At 72.2% G+C, this 19,142-nt stretch carries 17 protein-coding genes; 16 read left to right on the top strand and 1 reads right to left on the bottom strand.

Features of this window, described 5'->3' with window-relative positions:
* The first annotated feature begins 41 nt into the window (after positions 1-41).
* From bchF to C4T42_RS21985, 16 genes are all read left to right on the top strand, one after another.
* On the top strand, positions 42-548 hold the full coding sequence (gene bchF, locus C4T42_RS22060; RefSeq protein WP_020095248.1) for a 2-vinyl bacteriochlorophyllide hydratase: 507 nt from the start codon (positions 42-44) through the stop codon (positions 546-548).
* Positions 545-1,819, top strand: a complete 1,275-nt coding sequence (locus C4T42_RS22055) for a ferredoxin:protochlorophyllide reductase (ATP-dependent) subunit N (RefSeq protein WP_103985880.1) — start codon at positions 545-547, stop codon at positions 1,817-1,819. Before bchF ends, C4T42_RS22055 begins: the two co-directional genes overlap by 4 nt.
* A gap of 4 nt (positions 1,820-1,823) precedes the next feature.
* Positions 1,824-3,416: a ferredoxin:protochlorophyllide reductase (ATP-dependent) subunit B gene (gene bchB / locus C4T42_RS22050; protein WP_020095250.1), complete on the top strand. Its 1,593-nt coding sequence runs from the start codon at positions 1,824-1,826 to the stop codon at positions 3,414-3,416.
* Positions 3,391-7,095: a magnesium chelatase subunit H gene (locus C4T42_RS22045; protein ID WP_020095251.1), complete on the top strand. Its 3,705-nt coding sequence runs from the start codon at positions 3,391-3,393 to the stop codon at positions 7,093-7,095. The genes bchB and C4T42_RS22045 overlap by 26 nt, the downstream gene beginning before the upstream one ends.
* Positions 7,092-7,985 (top strand): ferredoxin:protochlorophyllide reductase (ATP-dependent) iron-sulfur ATP-binding protein, encoded by an 894-nt coding sequence (gene bchL / locus C4T42_RS22040; RefSeq protein WP_020095252.1) that lies wholly within the window; start codon positions 7,092-7,094, stop codon positions 7,983-7,985. The genes C4T42_RS22045 and bchL overlap by 4 nt, the downstream gene beginning before the upstream one ends.
* 16 nt (positions 7,986-8,001) lie before the next feature.
* Positions 8,002-8,751: a magnesium protoporphyrin IX methyltransferase gene (gene bchM / locus C4T42_RS22035; RefSeq protein WP_020095253.1), complete on the top strand. Its 750-nt coding sequence runs from the start codon at positions 8,002-8,004 to the stop codon at positions 8,749-8,751.
* A complete protein-coding gene (locus tag C4T42_RS22030) occupies positions 8,748-10,175 on the top strand; it encodes a BCD family MFS transporter (protein ID WP_020095254.1) in 1,428 nt (475 codons plus the stop codon). Before bchM ends, C4T42_RS22030 begins: the two co-directional genes overlap by 4 nt.
* Positions 10,176-10,193: 18 nt before the next feature.
* On the top strand, positions 10,194-10,973 hold the full coding sequence (gene puhA, locus C4T42_RS22025; RefSeq protein ID WP_020095255.1) for a photosynthetic reaction center subunit H: 780 nt from the start codon (positions 10,194-10,196) through the stop codon (positions 10,971-10,973).
* Positions 10,970-11,620 (top strand): photosynthetic complex putative assembly protein PuhB, encoded by a 651-nt coding sequence (gene puhB / locus C4T42_RS22020; RefSeq protein ID WP_020095256.1) that lies wholly within the window; start codon positions 10,970-10,972, stop codon positions 11,618-11,620. Before puhA ends, puhB begins: the two co-directional genes overlap by 4 nt.
* Positions 11,621-11,631: 11 nt before the next feature.
* Positions 11,632-12,126, top strand: a complete 495-nt coding sequence (puhC, locus tag C4T42_RS22015; RefSeq protein WP_085986787.1) for a photosynthetic complex assembly protein PuhC — start codon at positions 11,632-11,634, stop codon at positions 12,124-12,126.
* Entirely contained in the window at positions 12,126-12,422 is a 297-nt protein-coding gene (locus C4T42_RS22010; RefSeq protein ID WP_020095258.1) for a hypothetical protein, read from the top strand. Before puhC ends, C4T42_RS22010 begins: the two co-directional genes overlap by 1 nt.
* Positions 12,419-13,507 carry a magnesium-protoporphyrin IX monomethyl ester (oxidative) cyclase gene (acsF, locus tag C4T42_RS22005; protein WP_020095259.1) on the top strand — a complete coding sequence of 363 codons (1,089 nt, stop codon included), beginning with the start codon at positions 12,419-12,421 and terminating at the stop codon, positions 13,505-13,507. The genes C4T42_RS22010 and acsF overlap by 4 nt, the downstream gene beginning before the upstream one ends.
* A gap of 1 nt (position 13,508) precedes the next feature.
* Complete coding sequence (puhE, locus tag C4T42_RS22000) at positions 13,509-14,303, top strand: putative photosynthetic complex assembly protein PuhE (protein WP_020095260.1); 795 nt, start codon at positions 13,509-13,511, stop codon at positions 14,301-14,303.
* Positions 14,304-14,415: 112 nt separating this feature from the next.
* On the top strand, positions 14,416-15,633 hold the full coding sequence (gene hemA, locus C4T42_RS21995) for a 5-aminolevulinate synthase (protein ID WP_020095261.1): 1,218 nt from the start codon (positions 14,416-14,418) through the stop codon (positions 15,631-15,633).
* 183 nt (positions 15,634-15,816) lie between these two features.
* Positions 15,817-16,833: a magnesium chelatase ATPase subunit I gene (gene bchI, locus C4T42_RS21990; protein ID WP_042673186.1), complete on the top strand. Its 1,017-nt coding sequence runs from the start codon at positions 15,817-15,819 to the stop codon at positions 16,831-16,833.
* Positions 16,834-17,151: 318 nt separating this feature from the next.
* Positions 17,152-18,840: a magnesium chelatase subunit D gene (locus C4T42_RS21985; protein ID WP_103985879.1), complete on the top strand. Its 1,689-nt coding sequence runs from the start codon at positions 17,152-17,154 to the stop codon at positions 18,838-18,840.
* A 31-nt stretch (positions 18,841-18,871) separates the two neighbouring features.
* Here the strand turns inward: C4T42_RS21985 and C4T42_RS32040 are convergent, their stop codons facing one another.
* Positions 18,872-19,018: a hypothetical protein gene (locus C4T42_RS32040; protein WP_020095264.1), complete on the bottom strand. Its 147-nt coding sequence runs from the start codon at positions 19,016-19,018 to the stop codon at positions 18,872-18,874.
* Positions 19,019-19,142: the final 124 nt, after the last annotated feature.

The following is a 19,142-nucleotide window of genomic DNA, read 5'->3' as shown; positions in this document are numbered from 1 at the left end:
GACGGAGCCTGAGGCGCCGCCGACGACCAGGGAGCGGATGCATGGGTCCCGAGGACCGGCCGGCACGACCGCTCTACACGCCCGCCGAACGGCGCCGGCGCGATTCGTCGCTCTGGACCGTGGTCCAGGGAGTGCTGGCGCCCCTCCAGTTCGCGATCTTCCTGGTGAGCCTCGTCCTGGTGCTGCGCGCCCTGGCCACCGACGACGGCCTGCGCGCGGCCGAGATCTCGGTCGTCGTGAAGACCCTGGCCCTCTACGCGATCATGGTCACCGGCTCGATCTGGGAGAAGGTCGTGTTCGGGCGGTGGCTCTTCGCGCCTGCCTTCTTCTGGGAAGACGTGGTCAGCATGCTGGTGCTGGCTCTCCACACCGCCTACCTCGCGGCCCTCGCCACGGGCGCGCTCAGGGGTCAGGCGCTGCTGCTCCTCGCGCTGGCGGCCTACGCGACCTACGTGATCAACGCGGCCCAGTTCCTCCTGAAGCTCCGGGCCGCGCGCATGGAGAGTGCCGGAAGTCGCGCGCCGCGCCTCGCGGAGGCGCTGCCGTGAACGCTCCCCTGGTCCATCAGCCACCCTGCGGCGGCATCGAGCTCCGCCAGGAGCAGGGTCAGCGGGCCGTGTTCTGCGGGCTGACCGGCATCGTCTGGCTGCACCGGAAGATCCAGGATGCCTTCTTCCTGGTGGTCGGCTCGCGCACCTGCGCGCACCTGATCCAGTCCGCCGCCGGCGTGATGATCTTCGCCGAGCCGCGCTTCGCCACGGCGATCATCGACGAGCGCGACCTCGCCGGCCTCGCCGACGCCAACGAGGAGCTCGACCGGGTGGTGACCCGGCTGATCGAGCGCCGGCCGGACATCAAGCTCCTGTTCCTCGTGGGCTCATGCCCGTCGGAAGTGATCAAGCTCGACCTGTCCCGGGCGGCCCAGCGCCTGTCGGGACGGCTCGCCCCCGTACGCGTGCTGAACTACTCGGGTTCCGGCATCGAGACGACCTTCACGCAAGGGGAGGATGCCTGCCTCGCCGCCCTCGTGCCCGACCTGCCCCGCGAGGCCGAGACGGCGGTCCCTTCGCTCCTCGTGGTCGGGGCGCTGGCCGACGTGGTGGAGGATCAGTTTCTCCGGCTCTTCGCCGCGATGGGGATCGCGGATGTCCGGTTCCTGCCCGCCCGCCGGGCGAACGCGATGCCGGCTGTTGGGCGCAACACCCGCTATCTGCTGGCCCAGCCCTTCCTGACCGACACGGCCCGGGCCCTCGACGAGCGTGGCGCCCGCCGGCTGCCCGCGCCGTTCCCTCTAGGCGCCGAAGGCACTACCGGCTGGCTTCGGGCAGCCGCCGAGGCGTTTGGCGTCTCCGAGGCCGCCTTCGAACAGGCCACGGAAGCGGGCCGCGCCCGCGCCGAGACCGCGCTCGCCCCCCACCGCGAGAGGCTCGGCGGCAAGCGCGTGTTCTTCTTCCCCGATTCGCAGCTGGAGGTTCCGCTCGCCCGCTTCCTCGCCCGGGAGCTCGGCGCGGACCTCGTGGAGGTCGGGACGCCGTACCTGCACCGGGGGCATCTCGCCGCCGAGATCGAGCTGCTGCCCGCGGGCACGCGGGTGACGGAGGGCCAGAGCCTCGACGACCAGATGGACCGCTGCCGGGCGGAACGGCCGGATCTCACGGTCTGCGGCCTCGGCCTCGCCAATCCGCTGGAGGCGGAGGGGCTGACGACCAAGTGGTCGATCGAGCTGCTGTTCACGCCCGTGCAGGGCTACGAGCAGGCCGGCGACCTCGCGGAGCTGTTCGTGCGCCCGCTCCGCCGCCGCGCCCTGCTGGAGGTGTAGAGCCATGCAGCTCACGCTCTGGACCTACGAGGGACCTCCTCACATCGGCGCGATGCGCGTCGCCACGGCGATGTCCGGGCTGCACTACGTGCTGCACGCGCCGCAGGGCGACACCTACGCCGACCTGCTGTTCACGATGATCGAGCGGCGGGACGCCCGCCCGCCCGTCACCTACACGACCTTCCGCGCCCAGGATCTCGGCCGCGACACCGCCGAGCTGTTCAAGCAGGCGGTCTCGGCCGCCCACGCGCGGTTTCAGCCCCAGGCGATGATCGTCGGCGCCTCCTGCACCGCCGAGCTGATTCAGGACGATCCGGGCGGCCTCGCCAAGGCGCTCGACCTGCCGATCCCGGTGATTCCGCTGGAATTGCCCGCCTACCAGAAGAAGGAGAACTGGGGCGCGTCGGAGACCTTCTACCGCCTCGTCCGGGCGCTCGCCGGTCCGCCCGCCCCGCATCCGGCGCGGGAACCCAGGCAGCGCCCGCTCTGCAACATCCTGGGACCGACGGCGCTGGGCTTCCGCCACCGGGACGACCTGATCGAGATCCGCCGGCTGCTCGACACCCTCGGCATCGCGGTCAACGTCGTGGCACCGCTAGGCGCCTCGCCCGCCGATCTGGGCCGGCTGCGCGAGGCCGATTTCAACGTCGTGCTCTACCCCGAGACCGCCCGGTCGGCCGCGGACTACCTGAAGAAGAGTTTCGGGCAGCCGTTCACGCAGACCGTCCCGATCGGCGTCGGCGGCACCCGCCGGTTCGTCGAGGAGGTTGCGAGCCTCGCCGGGATCGACCCGGCACCGGTGCTCGACGGCCCCGGCTCGCGGCTGCCCTGGTACTCCCGCTCGGTCGATTCGACGTATCTCACGGCCAAGCGCGTCTTCGTCTTCGGCGACGCGACCCACGCCATCGGTATCGCCCGGGTCGCCGCCAAGGAACTCGGCTTCACCGTCGTGGGACTGGGCACCTACGGCCGCGAATTCGCCCGCGAGGTTCGCGCCGAGGCGGCCGAGCACGGCATCGAGGCGCTGATCACCGACGATTACCTCGACGTCGAGGCGGCGATCCGCGCGGCCGCGCCGGAACTGGTGCTCGGCACCCAGATGGAGCGCCACGTCGCGAAGCGGCTCGGCATCCCCTGCGCGGTGATCTCCGCGCCGGTGCACGTCCAGGACTTCCCGGCCCGCTACGCCCCGCAGATGGGGTTCGAGGGCGCCAACGTCCTGTTCGACACCCTGGTCCATCCGCTGATGATGGGCCTCGAAGAGCACCTCCTCGGCATGTTCCGGGAGGATCCCGAATTCCACGACGGCGTCGGCCCCTCGCATCTCGGCGGCAAGTCCTACGGGACTCCGGCGGACGGGGCGTTCGAGGCCGCGGAACGGGCGCCGGCCGACACCCCTCCGACGCCGGCGCCCGTTCCGATTCTTCTGGACCGGGCCGCAGCGTGGTCGCCCGAGGCCGAGAAGGAACTCAAGAAGATCCCGTTCTTCGTGCGGGGCAAGGCGCGCACCAACACCGAGACCTTCGCCCGGGAGCGGCATCTGCCGCTCATCACCGTCGAGACCCTCTACGATGCCAAAGCGCATTTCGGCCGATAGGCCGCCGATCCGCATCGTCATCGTCACGCTCGACAATCACTTGGCGAGCGCGGTGGAACGGGCGCGCCTGCGCCTCCGGACCGAGATGCCCGGGCTGGTTCTGGGCTTCCACGCGGCGGCCGAATGGGACAACGACCCCGCGACCCTGGAGGCCTGCCGGGCCGACATCGCGCAGGCCGACATCGTGCTCTCGGCCATGCTGTTCATGGACGAGCACGTGCGGGCGATCCTGCCGGCGCTGGCGGCGCGGCGCGACGCCTGCGACGCGATGGTCGGCTGCCTCTCGGCCGGCGAGGTGGTGAAGACCACGAAGCTCGGCCGCTTCGACATGAGCGGCACCAAGCGCAGCGCCCTCGACTTCCTCAAGAAGCTGCGCGGCAAGCCGGGCCAGCAGGGCAATGCCGGACGGCAGATGGCCCTGGTGCGCAAGCTGCCGAAGATCCTGCGCTTCATCCCGGGCTCGGCCCAGGACGTGCGCGCCTATTTCCTCACCCTGCAATACTGGCTCGCGGGCTCGGACGAGAACGTCGCCGCGCTGGTGCGCTTCCTCGTGCACCGCTACGCGGCCGGCGAGCGGGCCGCCTGGCGTGACGGCCCGGCGGCGCCCGCACCCCTCGACTACCCCGAGACCGGCCTCTACCACCCGCGCCTGCCCGGCCGGATCGGCGCCGACCCGTCACGGCTGCCCCGCCTCGCGGGCGCGAAGGGCCGCGTCGGCCTCTTGGTGATGCGCAGCTACGTGCTCGCCGGCAACACCGCCCATTACGACGGGGTGATCGCCGCCCTGGAGGCGCAGGGCCTCGACGTCGTGCCGGCCTTCGCCAGCGGCCTCGACAACCGCCCGGCGGTGGATTCCTTCTTCATGAAGGACGGTCGCGCCTGCATCGACGCGCTGGTCTCGCTCACCGGCTTCTCGCTGGTCGGCGGCCCCGCCTACAACGACGCCGCCGCGGCCGAGTCGATGCTGGCCCGCCTCGACGTGCCCTACCTCGCCGCCCAGGCACTGGAATTCCAGACCCTGGAGCAGTGGGAGGCAGGCGACCGCGGCCTGTCGCCGGTCGAGGCGACCATGATGGTCGCTATCCCCGAACTCGACGGCGCCACCGCCCCGATGGTGTTCGGCGGACGGTCCTCCGCTTCCGGCAGCGACAACGCCCGGGACATGCGGGTCCATCCCGAGCGGGCGGCCCGCCTCGCCGAGCGGGTCGCACGTCTGGTCTCCCTCCGCCGGACCGCGAGGGCCGAGCGGAAGCTCGCCGTGGTGCTGTTCAACTTCCCGCCCAATGCCGGCGCCACCGGCACGGCCGCGTTCCTGTCGGTCTACGCCTCGCTGCTCAACACCCTGAAGGGCTTGGCGGCGGACGGCTACACGGTCGAGATCCCGGAAGACGTCGATGCCCTGCGCGCGGCGATCTTGGAGGGCAATACCAAACGCTACGGCACCCAGGCCAACGTCCACGCCCGCATCCCGGCCGAGGATCACCTGCGCCGCGAGCCCTACCTCGCCGAGATCGAGGCCCAGTGGGGCCCGGCGCCCGGCCGCCACCAGACCAACGGCGCCGAGATCTTTGTCCTCGGCGCGCAGTTCGGCAACGTCTTCGTCGGGGTCCAGCCGGCCTTCGGCTACGAGGGCGATCCGATGCGGCTGCTGTTCGAGCGCGGCTTCGCGCCGACCCACGCGTTCTCGGCCTTCTACCGCTACCTGCGCGAGGATTTTTCTGCCGACGCCGTGCTGCATTTCGGCACCCACGGCGCCCTCGAATTCATGCCCGGCAAGCAGACCGGCCTGTCCGAGGCCTGCTGGCCGGAGCGTCTGATCGGGGCGCTGCCGAACGTCTACCTCTACGCGGCCAACAACCCCTCGGAGGGGACGCTCGCCAAGCGCCGCTCGGCCGCGACGCTGGTGAGCTACCTCACCCCGAGCCTCGCGGCTGCCGGGCTCTACCGTGGGCTGATCGACCTGAAGAGCTCGATCGAGCGCTGGCGCGGCCTCGGCCCCGAGGCGGCGGGCGAGCGCGAGACCCTGGCCCGCCTGATCCAGGATCAGGGCGCGGCGGTCGACCTCGTGGCGGCCGATCCGGGCTGGAGCGGCGATCTGGAGGCGCGGGTCTCAGGCCTCTGGACCGCGCTGCAGGAGCTGGAGCAGACCCTGATCCCGCACGGGCTGCACGTGGTCGGGCAGGGGACGCCGGAAGAGGAGCGGGTCGATCTGCTCCTGGCGCTCGCCGAGTCGGCGCACGGCGTGAAGCCGGAGCGGGCCGGGATCGAGGCCCTGGTGGCCGGGCGGGGGATCGAGGCGGCGCTCAAGGCCTCCGGCCTCTCCGCCGACGAGACCAACCGCGAGACACTCAAGAACCTCGCCGAGACCGACCGGCTGCTGTCCCGCGACCATGAAGTTCCGGCGCTGCTGCGGGCGCTCGACGGCCGCTTCGTGCCGCCGGTGGCGGGCGGCGACATCCTGCGCAACCCGGCCGTGCTGCCGACCGGCCGCAACCTCCACGGCTTCGACCCCTACCGCCTGCCCTCGGCCTTCGCGGTGGCGGACGGCGCCCGGCAGGTCGCCCGGATCCTCGAGCGCTTCGCCGCCGACGGAAAGCCCTGCCCGGAGAGCGTCGCGCTGGTCCTGTGGGGCACCGACAACCTCAAGAGCGAGGGCGGCCCGATCGCCCAGGCGCTCGCGCTGATCGGCGCCGCGCCCCGCTTCGACGGCTACGGCCGCCTGAGCGGCGCCGAGTTGATCCCGCTGGAGACCCTCGGCCGCCCGCGCATCGACGCGGTGGTCACCCTGTCCGGCATCTTCCGGGATCTGCTGCCGCTGCAGACGAAGCTCCTGGCCGAGGCCTCGTACCTCGCGGCGATCGCCGACGAGCCGCTCGAGCAGAACTACGTCCGCAAGCACGCCCTCGCCATCCAGGCCGAGCAGGGCTGCGACCTGGAGACGGCGGCGCTCCGGGTCTTCTCCAACGCCGAGGGCGCCTACGGGGCCAACGTCAACCACCTCGTCGATTCGGGGAACTGGGACGACGACGCGGAACTCTGCGAGACCTTCTCGCGCCGCAAGAGTTTTGCGTATGGCCGCACCGGCCGCCCGGCGCCGCAGCGCGCCCTGATGCAGGCGGTGCTGGCCTCCGTCGACATGGCCTACCAGAACCTCGACTCGGTCGAGGTCGGCGTCACCTCCGTCGATCACTACTTCGACGGGCTCGGCGGCATGGGCCGGGCGGTGGCCCGGGCCAAGGGCGAGTCGGTGCCGATCTACATCAGCGACCAGACCCGCGGGGAGGGGCGCGTCCGCTCCCTGGAGGAGCAGGTGGCGCTGGAGACGCGCACCCGGATGCTCAACCCGAAATGGTACGAGGGCCTGCTCGGCCACGGCTACGAGGGCGTCCGCCAGATCGAGACGCATCTCACCAACACGGTCGGCTGGTCGGCCACCGCCAACGCGGTCCAGCCCTGGATCTACGAGCGGATCACCGAGACCTACGTCCTCGACAAGGACATGCGCGAGCGCATGGCCGCCTTGAACCCCACCGCCTCCGCCAAGGTCGCCCAAAGGCTGATCGAGGCGCACCGCCGCGGCTTCTGGACCCCCGACGCAGAGATGCGCGACGCCCTCGACCGGGCCGAGGAGGAGCTGGAGGACCGCCTGGAAGGCGTCACCGCAGGAGTGGCCGCATGAACATCGCGATCCGCAATCCCGTCGTCGCCCGGAAGGAGGAGGGGAGCCTTCAGGTCGCCCTCGACCCCGACCTGAAGATCGAGACCGCCAAGGTCTTCGCGGTCTACGGCAAGGGCGGGATCGGCAAGTCGACCACCTCGTCGAACCTGTCGGTGGCCTTCTCGAAGCTCGGCAAGCGGGTGCTGCAGATCGGCTGCGACCCGAAGCACGACTCGACCTTCACGCTGACCAAGCGCCTCGCCCCCACGGTGATCGACGCCCTGGAGGCCGTGAACTTCCACTCGGAGGAGCTGCGGGTCGAGGATTTCGTGGTCGAGGGCTACAACGGCGTGATGTGCGTCGAGGCCGGCGGCCCGCCCGCCGGCACCGGCTGCGGCGGCTACGTGGTCGGCCAGACCGTGAAGCTCCTCAAGGAGCACCACCTCCTGGAGGACACCGACGTCGTCGTCTTCGACGTGCTCGGCGACGTGGTCTGCGGCGGCTTCGCCTCGCCGCTCCAGCACGCCGACCGGGCGCTGATCGTCACCGCCAACGACTTCGACTCGATCTTCGCGATGAACCGGATCGTCGCGGCGATCCACGCCAAGTCCAAGAACTACGGCGTGCGGCTCGGCGGCGTCATCGCCAACCGCTCGGCCAAGACCGACGAGATCGACCGGTTCAACGACGCGGTCGGCCTGAAGCGCCTCGCCCACTTCCCCGACCTCGACGTGGTCCGGCGCTCGCGGCTCAAGAAGTCGACCCTGTTCGAGATGGATTCGTCGCCCGAGCTCGACGCCGTGACCGCCGAGTACATGCGGCTCGCCGAGACGCTCTGGGCCGGGGGCGAGCCCTGCGAGGCAATCCCCATGAAGGACCGCGACCTGTTCGAGTTCCTCGGTTTCGATTGAGTCTGGAGTTCGACCGATGGCCAGCGCCAGCTACGACGCCCGCCGGGGCGAGCTGACCACCTACTTCGACCGCACCGCGGTCGAGGCGTGGTCGCGCCTGACCTCGGACGCCCCGGTGAGCCGGATCCGCGCCACCGTGCGGGCCGGGCGCGACGCCATGCGGGCGACGCTGCTGTCCTGGCTCCCGGCCGACATGACGGGCTCACGCCTGCTCGATGCCGGCTGCGGCACCGGGGCGCTCAGCGTCGAGGCGGCGCGGCGGGGCGCCGAGGTGGTGGCGATCGACGTCTCGCCGACGCTGATCGGGCTGGCGCAGGAGCGGCTGCCGGCGATCGCGGGCGCGGGGCGCATCGACTTCCGGGTGGGCGACATGCTCGATCCGGCGCTCGGCCGGTTCGACCACGTCGTGGCGATGGATTCGCTGATCCACTACCGCGCCGCCGACATCGCCCGGGCGCTGGCGGTGCTAGGCGCGCGCACGGACGGCTCGGTGCTGTTCACCGTAGCGCCGCGCACGGCGCTCCTGACGGTGATGCACGCGGCCGGGAAGTTCTTCCCGCGCGGCGATCGCTCGCCCGCCATCGTGCCGGTGACCGAGGGCGGGCTGCGGCGGCGGATCGCCTCGGAGAGGGCCCTCGACGGCTTCGCCTGGGCGCGGTCGCACCGGATCAACAGCGGATTCTACCTGTCGAACGCGGTGGCGCTGACGCGCGCCCTGCCTCACCGCGCGGATGGTCGGCCAATGACACCCGGGGCGCGACCATGACCCCCGCCCGCAAGCTCACCGAGGCCCTGATGCGCCTCGGCCCGGCGCTGCTTCCCTTCGCGGACGCCGCCACCGCCGAGCTGCCGCTGGGACGGCTGCTCCGCCTCGCCCTGTTCCAGGTCACCGTCGGCATGGCCGCGGTGCTGCTGATCGGCACCCTCAACCGGGTGATGATCGTCGAGCTCGGCGTTCCGGCCTGGATCGTCGCGATGATGCTGGCGCTGCCGCTGGTCTTCGCGCCCCTGCGGGCGCTGGTCGGCTTCCGCTCGGACACCCACCGCTCGGTGCTGGGCTGGCGGCGCGTCCCCTACATCTGGTTCGGCACGCTGCTCCAGTTCGGCGGCCTCGCGATCATGCCGTTCGCCCTGCTGATCCTGTCGGGCGACACGACCGGGCCGCTCTGGGTCGGCAACCTCGCGGCGGCGCTCGCCTTCCTCCTGGTCGGCGCGGGCCTGCACACGACCCAGACCGTCGGGCTGGCGCTCGCCACCGACCTCGCCCCGGCGCACGCGCGCCCGAAGGTGGTGGCGCTGCTCTGCGCGGCGCTCCTGTTCGGCATGATGGCGAGCGCGGTGCTGTTCGGCCTGTTCCTCGCCCATTTCTCACCCGTCCGGCTGATCCAGGTGATCCAGGGCGCGGCGCTGGTCACGATCATCCTCAACGGGTTCGCCCTCTGGAAGCAGGAGCCCCGCGATCCGAACCGGACGCGGACGGCACCGCAGCGCGACTTCCGGTCCTCCTGGCAGGCCTATGCGGGGCAGGGCACCGCCCGGCGACGCCTCGTGGCGATCGGCCTCGGCACGGCGGGCTTCTCGATGCAGGACATCCTGCTCGAACCCTACGGCGGTCAGATCCTGCACCTCTCGGTGGCGGCCACCACGGCGCTGACCGCGCTGCTGGCCGCTGGAGGCGGGCTCGGCCTGCTGGTCGCGGCGCGCTGGCTCGGGCGCGGGGGCGACCCGTTCCGCGTCTCCGCGGTGGGCGTCGGGATCGGGATCCTGGCCTTCTCGGCAGTGGTCTTCGCCGCCCCGCTCGCCTCGGCCGACCTGTTCGCCGCGGGCGTGAGCCTGATCGGCCTCGGCGGCGGCCTGTTCGCCCACGGCACGCTCACCGCCTCGATGAACCGCGCCGGCCCCGAGGATACCGGGCTCGCCCTCGGTGCCTGGGGCGCCGTGCAGGCGACCGCGGCCGGGCTGTCGATCGCGGCGAGCGGCCTCGTGCGCGACGTCGGCGGCGCCATCGCCCAGTCGGGGGTGCTCGGCGAGGGCATGAACGAGCCCGCCATCGGCTACCTCATCGTCTACCACATCGAGATCGCCCTGCTGTTCGCGGCGCTGCTCGCGCTCGGACCGCTGGTGCGTGAGGACGCCCGGATACGAGTTCGAGACAGCATCACCGACGGCCTCGCCGGCCGCACAGCCTGAGACTTGGGGAGGACAGCCATGCCAACCGGCGCACTTACGGGTTACGTCGACGTCGCCCAGGTCGTACTCTACGCGTTCTTCCTCTTCTTCGCGGGGCTGGTCTTCTGGCTGCGCCGGGAGGACCGGCGCGAGGGCTACCCGCTGGAGAACGAGACGGTCGGCCGCCGCAAGGCGGACGACCCGATCCTGATCCCCCGGTCCAAGGCGTTCCATCTGCCGGGCGGCGAGACGACCTACGCGCCGCAGGCGGTTCATGGCCGGGACGACATCGAGACCGGGATCCCGGCCCGCAAGGTCGAACCCTGGCCGGGCGCCCCCTACGAGCGCACGGAGACGTCGCTCCAGGCCGGCGTCGGCCCGGGCTCCTGGGTGCTGCGGCACGACGTGCACGACCGGACCTGGGACGACGAGATCCGCATCGTGCCCCTGCGGGTGGCGAAGAACTTCGTCATCCACGAGGACGGCCCGAACCCGATCGGCATGACGGTGTTCGGCACCGACAACGCGGTCGCGGGCGTGATCAGCGACGTCTGGGTCGACCGCGGCGAGTCGCTGATCCGCTACTACGAAGTCGAGCTCCCGACGGGCGGGCGCCGGCTGATGCCGACAACGTTCTGCCGGGCCGGCGGCTTCACCAAGACGGTGACGACCGAGGCTCTGCTCGCGAGCCAGTTCGCCGACATCCCCAGCACCCGCGACCCCGACAGCGTGACCTTCCTCGAGGAGGAGCGGATCATCTCGTATTTCGGCGCCGGCACGCTCTACGCGACGCCGGCCCGGGCGGAGCCCCTGATATGAGCGGCGACTTCCTCCCCGAGGGCACCCTGCGGGGTCTGCCCGGCCCGCTGCCGGCGGGCGAGCGCATCCTCTGGCAGGGTGCGCCGACGACCGCGGGCCTGCTGGTCCGGGTGTTCCACGCCCGCTTGGTGATCGCGTGGTTCTCGGTCTGCGCCGTGGCCTTCGGCCTCGCGGCGGGCTCGCCCGCGGCGGCGATCAAGGTGGTGGCGCCGACCCTGGTGATCGGCGCCGGCGCCGTCGCGCTGCTCTGGCTGCTCGCCTGGCTCACTCACCGGACGACGCTCTACACGGTGACCAACCGCCGCGTCGTGCTGCAGGCCGGCATCGCCCTGCCGGTGACCCACAACCTGCCCTTCGCGCAGATCGAGACGGCGGCCCTGCGGGCCTTCACGGATGGCAGCGGCGACCTGCCGCTGCGGTTGCGGCCGGGCCTCCGGATCGCCTACCTTCACATCTGGCCGCATGTCCGGCCCTGGCATCTCGCCCGGACCGAGCCCATGCTGCGCTCGGTGCCGGACGCGGACGCCGCGGCGGCGCTGCTGGCACGCGCCCTCGAGGCCCATGCCGACGGCACCGCGCCGCCGGTTCGGGTGGCGCGTCTCGGCCGAGCGGACGAGAATCCCGGCCGCCTCGTCGCGGCCGAATAGGGAGGGGCACGATGGGCGAGCGGGCGGAGGGCGCCAGCCGGGCCATGGCGGTCGCGGGACCGGCACCGGCGCTGCTGATGATCGGCGCCGGCGCGCTGATGGGCTTCACCATGCTGGCGGTCCTGATCGGCCGGAGCGAGAAGGTCGGCCTCGTCGCCCTGCCGCCCGCCAAGGTGGTGGAGCGCCTCGAGTTCCGCGCCGAGGATCAGGTCGACGGCTCGATCGCCCTGCGGGACGTCGCCGACCGGCACATCGTCGCCTGGATCCGTCCCGGCGAGGACGGGTTCCTGCGCGGGACCCTGCGGGGCCTCGCCCAGGCCCGCCAGCGGGAGGGCCTCGGCCCCGAGAAGCCCTTCAGCCTGACCCGCTACGACGACGGCCGCCTCGCGCTGGCCGACGAGGCCACCGGCCGCCGGGTGCCCCTGGAGGCCTTCGGGCCGACCAATGCCGGGGCCTTCGCGCGGCTGATGCCCGTGCCGGGCGCCCCCGCCGCGGAGACGCGGTGATGGGCCTGTTCGGCAGCCGCACCGTCACCGTGCCCTGCACGGTGGAGATCGAGCAGACGCCCGAGAGCCTGCACGCGCACGTGACCCTCGATGCCGGCTTCGAGATCGAGCCCGGCGACGAGGTCCAGGTCCACGACGCGCCGACCTCGGTGCCCTACGGCGAGCGCCTCACCGTGCGGCGCACCGCCACCGTGACGCGGGCCGGCGCGCTGGAGCGGGCCTGGACCAAGCTCATCGCGCATCTCGAGCTGACCGAACTCTACGAGGTCAGCTTTTCCGAGAGGAGGAAGCTGTGAACGCACCCGTCCCGCCACCCTCCGGCCAGCCCGTCCCGAAGACGCCGATCAATGAATCGACCCGCTCGGCGCAGGAGACGACCTTCCTCAGCCCGCGCTTCTACACGACCGATTTCGACGAGCTCGACCGCACGAACGTCGAGCCGGTGCGGCGCGACTGGGACATCCTGATCGCCGAGCTGCGCTCCGACCCGAACAAGCGCCACTTCACCCGCAACGAGGAGTTCGACTGCGACCTGTCGAAGATGGAGCCGGAGCTGCGGAAGGAGTTTTTGGACTTCCTCGTGTCGTCCATCACCGCCGAGTTCTCCGGCTGCGTCCTCTACGCCGAGATGCGCAAGCGGGCGAAGAACAAGGACATCAAGGAGCTGTTCGGCTTCATGAGCCGGGATGAAGCCCGCCACGCCGGCTTCATCAACGACACGCTCAAGGATTTCGGCATCGGCGTGGACCTGGGCTTCCTCACCAAGTCCAAGAAGTACACGTTCTTCCGGCCGAAGTTCATCTTCTACGCCACCTATCTGTCCGAGAAGATCGGCTACGCCCGCTACATCACGATCTTCCGCGAGCTGGAGCGGCACCCGGAGCGGCGCATCCACCCGATCTTCAAGTGGTTCGAGCTGTGGTGCAACGACGAGTTCCGCCACGGCGAGGCCTTCGCGCTGCTGATGCGCGCCAACCCGAAGCTGACGAGCGGCGTGAACCGCTACTGGATCCGGTTCTTCCTGCTCGCCGTCTTCGCCACGATGTACGTGCGCGACCATCACCGCCCGGCCTTCCACGCCGCGCTCGGCGTCGATCCCAGCGATTACGACTTCAAGGTCTTCCGGATCACCTCGGAGATTTCCCGCCAGACCTTCCCGCTGGAACTCGATATCGACAACCCGAAGTTCAAGGCGGGCCTCGACCGGCTGCTCGCCTGCTCCCGGGCGATCGCCGACGCCAAGGCGCGGGGCGGCCTCGTCGGCAAGGCCCTGCAGGGCCTCCACGCCGCCCGGGCGGCCGTGACCTTCGCGCGGCTCTATCTCCTGCCCGTCAAGGCCAACGCCCTGCCGGCCGACATCCGCCTCCAGCCGGTCTGGTAGCATGGGGACCTACGCCGCCCCGGTCCTGTATGCGGTCCTGCTCTGGTGGTTCTCCACCGGGCTGATCCTGCTGCTCGATCACGCCCCGCGGCGGACGCATCCGTGGAGCATGGCCGGGGCGACCCTCCTGCTCGCCGGCGCCCTGGTGGCGATCCGGTCCAGCGCCGCCGACACGAGCGCCACGGGGGCCTACACGGCCTTCACGGCGGCGCTCGTCGTCTGGGGCTGGCAGGAGATGAGCTACTACATGGGCTTCCTGTCGGGCCCGCGGCCCGTCGCCTGCGCGCCGAGCGTGCGCGGGCTCGACCGGTTCTTCGCCGCGCTCGCCACCAGCCTGTGGCACGAATTCGCCATCGTGGTCGGCGGCCTCGCGATCCTGGCGCTGGTCTGGGGCAGCCCCAACCGCTTCGCCCTGTGGACCTACGGCACGCTGGTGGTGATGAACCTGTCGGCGCGGCTCAACCTGTTCCTGGGGGTGCGCAACCTCCACGCCGAGTTCCTGCCGGACCATCTCGGCTACCTCGCCTGCTACCTGTCCCGGAAGCCGATGAACCTGCTGTTCCCGGTCTCGGTGAGCCTCGGGACCATCGCGGCGGCCCTGCTCGGGCGCGCGGCGCTGGGTGCCGACCTGCTGGAGCACGAGCTGATCGGCTTCACGGTCCTGGCGACGCTGACCGCGCTCGCCACCCTGGAGCACTGGTTCCTGATGCTGCCGCTGCCCTCAGCGGAGCTGTGGCGCTGGAGCCTGCCGGCCCGGGCGCCCGGGGAAGCGGCCGGGCCGCCGGACCACATGTAGGCCGAGGGATCACGAGCGGGCGACGCACGTCCACCAATCTGGAACTGGTCTTGTGCGAAGTCCGGTGTCACAGGCGGGATCAACCCGCAGGATTTGTTCGGGGAGAGGCGACATGGATTACGAGACCTTCTTCGGGGCTGAGATCGCCGGGCTCCACCGCGAGGGCCGCTACCGGGTCTTCACCGACCTCGAGCGCCACGCGGGCAACTTCCCGCACGCCACCCACCACCACGCGGCCGGCACCCGGCCCGTGACGGTCTGGTGCTCCAACGACTATCTCGGCATGGGCCAGCACCCGACCGTCACCGGGGCGATGCACGAGGCGATCGACCGCTGCGGCGCGGGCGCCGGCGGCACCCGGAACATCTCGGGCACCAACCACTACCACGTGCTGCTGGAGCGCGAGCTCGCCGACCTCCACGGCAAGGAGGCGGCCCTGCTGTTCACCTCCGGCTACGTGTCGAACTGGGCGGCGCTGGGGACCCTCGCGTCGCGCCTGCCGAACTGCGCGGTCTTCTCCGATTCCGAGAACCACGCCTCGATGATCGAGGGGATCCGGTTCTCGCGGGCCGAGCGCCACATCTTCCGCCACAACGACCCGGAGGACCTGAACCGCAAGCTCGCGCTGGTCGATCCCGCCCGGCCGAAGCTGGTGGCCTTCGAGTCGGTCTACTCGATGGACGGCGACATCGCGCCGATCGCCGAGATCTGCGACGTGGCCGAGGCCCACGGGGCGCTGACCTACCTGGACGAGGTCCACGCGGTCGGCCTCTACGGCGCACGCGGCGGCGGCATCTCGGAGCGGGACGGCGTCGCCCACCGGCTGGACGTGATCGAGGGCACGCTCGGCAAGGCCTTCGCGGTGCACGGCGGCTACATCACGGCGTCGGAAAAACTCTGCGACTTCGTGCGCAGCTTCGCGTCGGGCTTCATCTTCACCACCTCGCTGCCGCCGGCCGTCGCGGCGGGCGCGGCGGCGTCGATCCGCCACCTCAAGGAGAGCGGCGTCGAGCGGGCCCGGCATCAGGAGCGGGTGGCGAAGGTCCGGCAGGCGCTGGAGGCCGCCGACATCCCGACCATGCCGAACGACAGCCACATCGTGCCGGTGATGGTCTGCGATCCGGTGCTCTGCAAGGGGATCTCCGACACCCTGCTCGACGAGTTCGGCATCTACGTGCAGCCGATCAACTACCCGACGGTCGCCCGCGGCACCGAGCGCCTGCGGATCACCCCGTCGCCGCTGCACACCGACGCCGACATCGCCCATCTGGTCGAGGCGCTCACCACGATCTGGGGCCGGATCGGGCTCCGGCAGAAGGCGGCGGAGTAAGCGCGGGCGGGGGTTCCCTTCTCCCACCTTCGCCCTCATCCTGAGGTGCCCGCGTCAGCGGGCCTCGAAGGAGGGCTCCAGCCATCGCACGTCTTCTGGAGACCTCCTTCGAGGCCTCCGCTACGCTGCGGCACCTCAGGATGAGGGGGTGGGTTGGATGCCCCCGCAGCATCGAGTCATCGCGTGCCCACCTTCCCCTTCTCGGCCATCGTCGGCCAGGACGAGATGCGCCAGGCGCTGCTGATCGCGGCGGTGGACCCGGCGGTCGGCGGCGTGCTGGTCTTCGGCGACCGCGGCACCGGCAAGTCCACGGCGATCCGGGCGCTGGCCGCCCTGCTGCCGCCGATGCGGGCGGTGGTCGGCTGCCCGTACAATTGCGATCCCGAAAGTCCCGCAGAATCCTGTCCGCACTGCGCGAGCCTGCCGGGCGCGCGGAGAAAGTCCGAGAAAAAACCGGTGCCGGTGGTGGACCTGCCGCTGGGCGCCACCGAGGACCGGGTGGTCGGCACCCTCGACCTGGAGCGGGCGCTCGGCGCCGGCGTGAAGGCCTTCGAGCCGGGGCTGCTGGCCCGCGCCAACCGCGGCTTCCTCTACATCGACGAGGTCAACCTCCTCGAGGACCACCTCGTGGACCTCCTGCTCGACGTGGCGGCCTCCGGCGTCAACACGGTCGAGCGCGAGGGCCTGTCGCTCCGCCACCCGGCGCGGTTCGTCCTCGTCGGCTCCGGCAACCCGGAGGAGGGGGAGCTGCGGCCGCAGCTCCTCGACCGGTTCGGGCTGGCCTGCGAGGTCGCGACGCCGAGGGACATCCCCACCCGCATCGCGGTGGTGCGCGCCCGCGACGCCTACGAGCGCGACCCGGAGGGGTTCTGTGCTGCCCGTGAAGGCGAAGAGCGAAAGATTCAAAAAAGAATCCTGCTGGCACGGGAGCGCCTGCCATCGGTCACCGTGCCGGATGCCGCCCTGGAGCGCGCCGCGCGGCTCTGCCTCGCCCTCGGGACGGATGGCTTGCGCGGGGAACTGACCCTGATGCGCACGGCCCGGGCGCTCGCGGCGCTCGACGGCGCCGCGATGGTCACCGACGATCACCTCCGGCGCATCGCCCCGGCCGCCCTGCGCCACCGGCTGCGGCGCAACCCGCTCGACGAATCCGGATCCACCGCCCGGGTGGAGCGGGCGCTGGCGGAGGTCTTCGCGTGACGGCGCCGCTGCGCGCGCCCCGAGCGCGAGGGCGTTCATCGCGCGGCTCCGGCCGAGTCGGCGCGGAACGGAGCGCGGGGCCCCTCTCCCGTGCGGGCGAGGGACAGGGTGGAGGACGGGGACCGGCCGGACGAGGCTCGGCCCGAACGCGTCGCGCGCGTCTGCTCAGTCCTGGAACTCCGCATCCCGCACCCCGACCCTCTCCCGCCCGGGAGAGGGGGCCGGTCGCGCTCCGTCGCCCGCGTCGGGGTCCGATGGACGTGTCTGACCCTCGGCACCCGCTCGGGAGCGGGGCCCTGTCGCGCCCCGCTCGAGCCGATGCCTGAACATCGCCGTCCCGCAGAGCAGGGAGGGACACCGACCTGCGCCTGGGCCGATGCCCGCCTGGCCGCCCGGCTTCTCGCCGCGAACCCGCACGGGCTCGGCGGCGCGGTGCTGCGGGCCCCCGCCGGGCCCGTGCGCGAGCGCTGGCTCGACAGCGTGCGGGCGGCGCTGCCCCCGGGAACGCCCTGGCGGCGCCTGCCGCCCGGCATCGGCGACGACGGCCTGCTCGGCGGCCTGGATCTCGCCGCGACCCTGGCGGCGGGCCGCCCCGTCGCGCGGGCCGGCCTGCTGGCGGAGGCCGATGGCGGGATCGTCGTCGTCCCCATGGCCGAGCGTCTGCCTCCGGGCACCGCGTCGCGGCTCGCCGCCGCCCTCGACACCGGCACGGTCTCGGACCGCGGCGCCCGGTTCGGCCTGATCCTCCTCGACGAGGGCGTGGCGGACGAGACGGTCGCCGAGGCGCTGGCCGATCGCCTCGCCTTCCGGCTGGACCTGAGCGGGCTCGGCCTCGCGGACGCCGCGGCGGCCGAGCCGGAACCCGCCCCGGGCGCGCCGGAGCCCGACCCGGTCGGGAGCCTCTGCGCCCTGGCCGAGGCCTTCGGGATCGCGTCGCTGCGCGGCCCGATCCTGGCGGCGCGCGTGGCGCGCGCCCTCGCGGGAGACGGGCCGATCGGCCAGGGGGCGATCGTGGCGGCCGGGCGCCTCGTCCTGGCGCCGCGGGCGACGCGCCTGCCCGCACCGGAGCAGCCCGCCCCCGAGACCGCGGAGGCGCCGGCGGAGCCGCCCGAGCCGAACGACGCGGAGGAGGCGTCGGGTCCGGCCGCAGAGGCACCCGACGACGTCGTGCTGGAGGCGGTGCGCGCCGCGATCCCGCCGAACCTCCTCGACCAGCTTCTGGCGGGCGCGCAGCGTCTCCCGGCCGCGAAGGCCGGCCGGGTCGGGCAGGCGGCCTCGGCCCGCACCGGCCGCCCCGTGGGCAGCCGGCGGGGCGACCCGCGGCGGGGACGGCTCGACCTGCTCGCCACCCTGCGGGCGGCGGCGCCCTGGCAGGCCGTCCGCAGAGTAGAGGGGGAGGCGCGCCGCATCGTGGTGCGGCGGGACGATCTGCGGATCCGGATCCTCAAGCAGCGGACCGAGACCACCACGGTGTTCTGCGTGGACGCCTCGGGCTCGGCCGCCCTGGAGCGGCTGGCGGAGGCCAAGGGCGCGGTCGAGCTGCTGCTGGCGGAGGCCTATGTCCGGCGGGACCGGGTGGCGCTGGTGGCGTTCCGCGGCACCGGCGCGGATCTTGTCCTGCCGCCGACCCGGTCGCTCACCCGGGCCAAGCGCGGGCTCTCGGGACTGCCGGGCGGGGGCGGGACGCCGCTCGCGGCGGGGATCGACGCCGCGGTCGCGGTGGCTCTGGGCGTGCGCCGCGGCGGCAGCCGGCCGGCGATCGTGCTGCTGACCGACGGGCGCGCCAACGTCGCGCGGTCGGGGGAGGGGGGACGGGCCCGGGCGGGCGCGGAGGCCCTGCAGGCGGCCCGAGCCCTGCGTGCGGCCGGGCTGCCGGCCCTCGTGGTCGATACCGGCACGCGGGGCGACGAGGCCCGTTCGGTGGCGGACGCGATGGGCGCCCGCTACCTGAAGCTGCCCCGGGCCGAGGCCGGCCAGCTCAGCGCGGCGGTGCGGGCGGCGCTCTGAGCGCCGCGCCCGTCACCCCCGCGACAGGGTGTCAGAGGTCGCCGCCGATGCCGCTGTCGGCGAGGCGCTGGTGGTGGGCGAGCCAGGAGCTCAGCATCTCGCGGACGATGGCCTTGAGGCTCCAGCCGCCGGAGACCGGAGCGGCGATGTTCTGGGTCGAGGAGGTGAAGAGGATCATGACCTTCTCCGGAGTTGGTGGACGCGTCTTGTTCTTGCTCGCCCGAGATATGCCGTTGCTGTTGCAGCGCAGCAATCGGTCTCCGCTCACCGGTGGCATGCGGCCGCCGCATAGGATTGTTCAG

This window comes from Methylobacterium sp. 190mf, assembly GCF_900107945.1.
In the GTDB taxonomy this organism is placed as follows: domain Bacteria; phylum Pseudomonadota; class Alphaproteobacteria; order Rhizobiales; family Beijerinckiaceae; genus Methylobacterium.
The sequence above is the reverse complement of the archived record's forward strand: the minus strand, read 5'-3'. Positions and strand labels throughout refer to the sequence as shown.

Excerpts from the sequence above, each read along its gene's own strand:
- hemA (WP_020095261.1), top strand. The coding sequence starts at position 14,416 with ATGGATTACGAGACCTTCTTCGGGGCTGAGATCGCCGGGCTCCACCGC.
- puhC (WP_085986787.1), top strand. The coding sequence starts at position 11,632 with ATGGGCGAGCGGGCGGAGGGCGCCAGCCGGGCCATGGCGGTCGCGGGA.
- C4T42_RS21985 (WP_103985879.1), top strand. The coding sequence starts at position 17,152 with ATGCCTGAACATCGCCGTCCCGCAGAGCAGGGAGGGACACCGACCTGC.
- C4T42_RS22010 (WP_020095258.1), top strand. The coding sequence starts at position 12,126 with ATGGGCCTGTTCGGCAGCCGCACCGTCACCGTGCCCTGCACGGTGGAG.
- bchF (WP_020095248.1), top strand. The coding sequence starts at position 42 with ATGGGTCCCGAGGACCGGCCGGCACGACCGCTCTACACGCCCGCCGAA.
- C4T42_RS22045 (WP_020095251.1), top strand. The coding sequence starts at position 3,391 with ATGCCAAAGCGCATTTCGGCCGATAGGCCGCCGATCCGCATCGTCATC.
- bchL (WP_020095252.1), top strand. The coding sequence starts at position 7,092 with ATGAACATCGCGATCCGCAATCCCGTCGTCGCCCGGAAGGAGGAGGGG.
- C4T42_RS32040 (WP_020095264.1), bottom strand. The coding sequence starts at position 19,018 with ATGATCCTCTTCACCTCCTCGACCCAGAACATCGCCGCTCCGGTCTCC.
- C4T42_RS22030 (WP_020095254.1), top strand. The coding sequence starts at position 8,748 with ATGACCCCCGCCCGCAAGCTCACCGAGGCCCTGATGCGCCTCGGCCCG.
- puhA (WP_020095255.1), top strand. The coding sequence starts at position 10,194 with ATGCCAACCGGCGCACTTACGGGTTACGTCGACGTCGCCCAGGTCGTA.
- bchB (WP_020095250.1), top strand. The coding sequence starts at position 1,824 with ATGCAGCTCACGCTCTGGACCTACGAGGGACCTCCTCACATCGGCGCG.
- puhE (WP_020095260.1), top strand. The coding sequence starts at position 13,509 with ATGGGGACCTACGCCGCCCCGGTCCTGTATGCGGTCCTGCTCTGGTGG.
- bchM (WP_020095253.1), top strand. The coding sequence starts at position 8,002 with ATGGCCAGCGCCAGCTACGACGCCCGCCGGGGCGAGCTGACCACCTAC.
- puhB (WP_020095256.1), top strand. The coding sequence starts at position 10,970 with ATGAGCGGCGACTTCCTCCCCGAGGGCACCCTGCGGGGTCTGCCCGGC.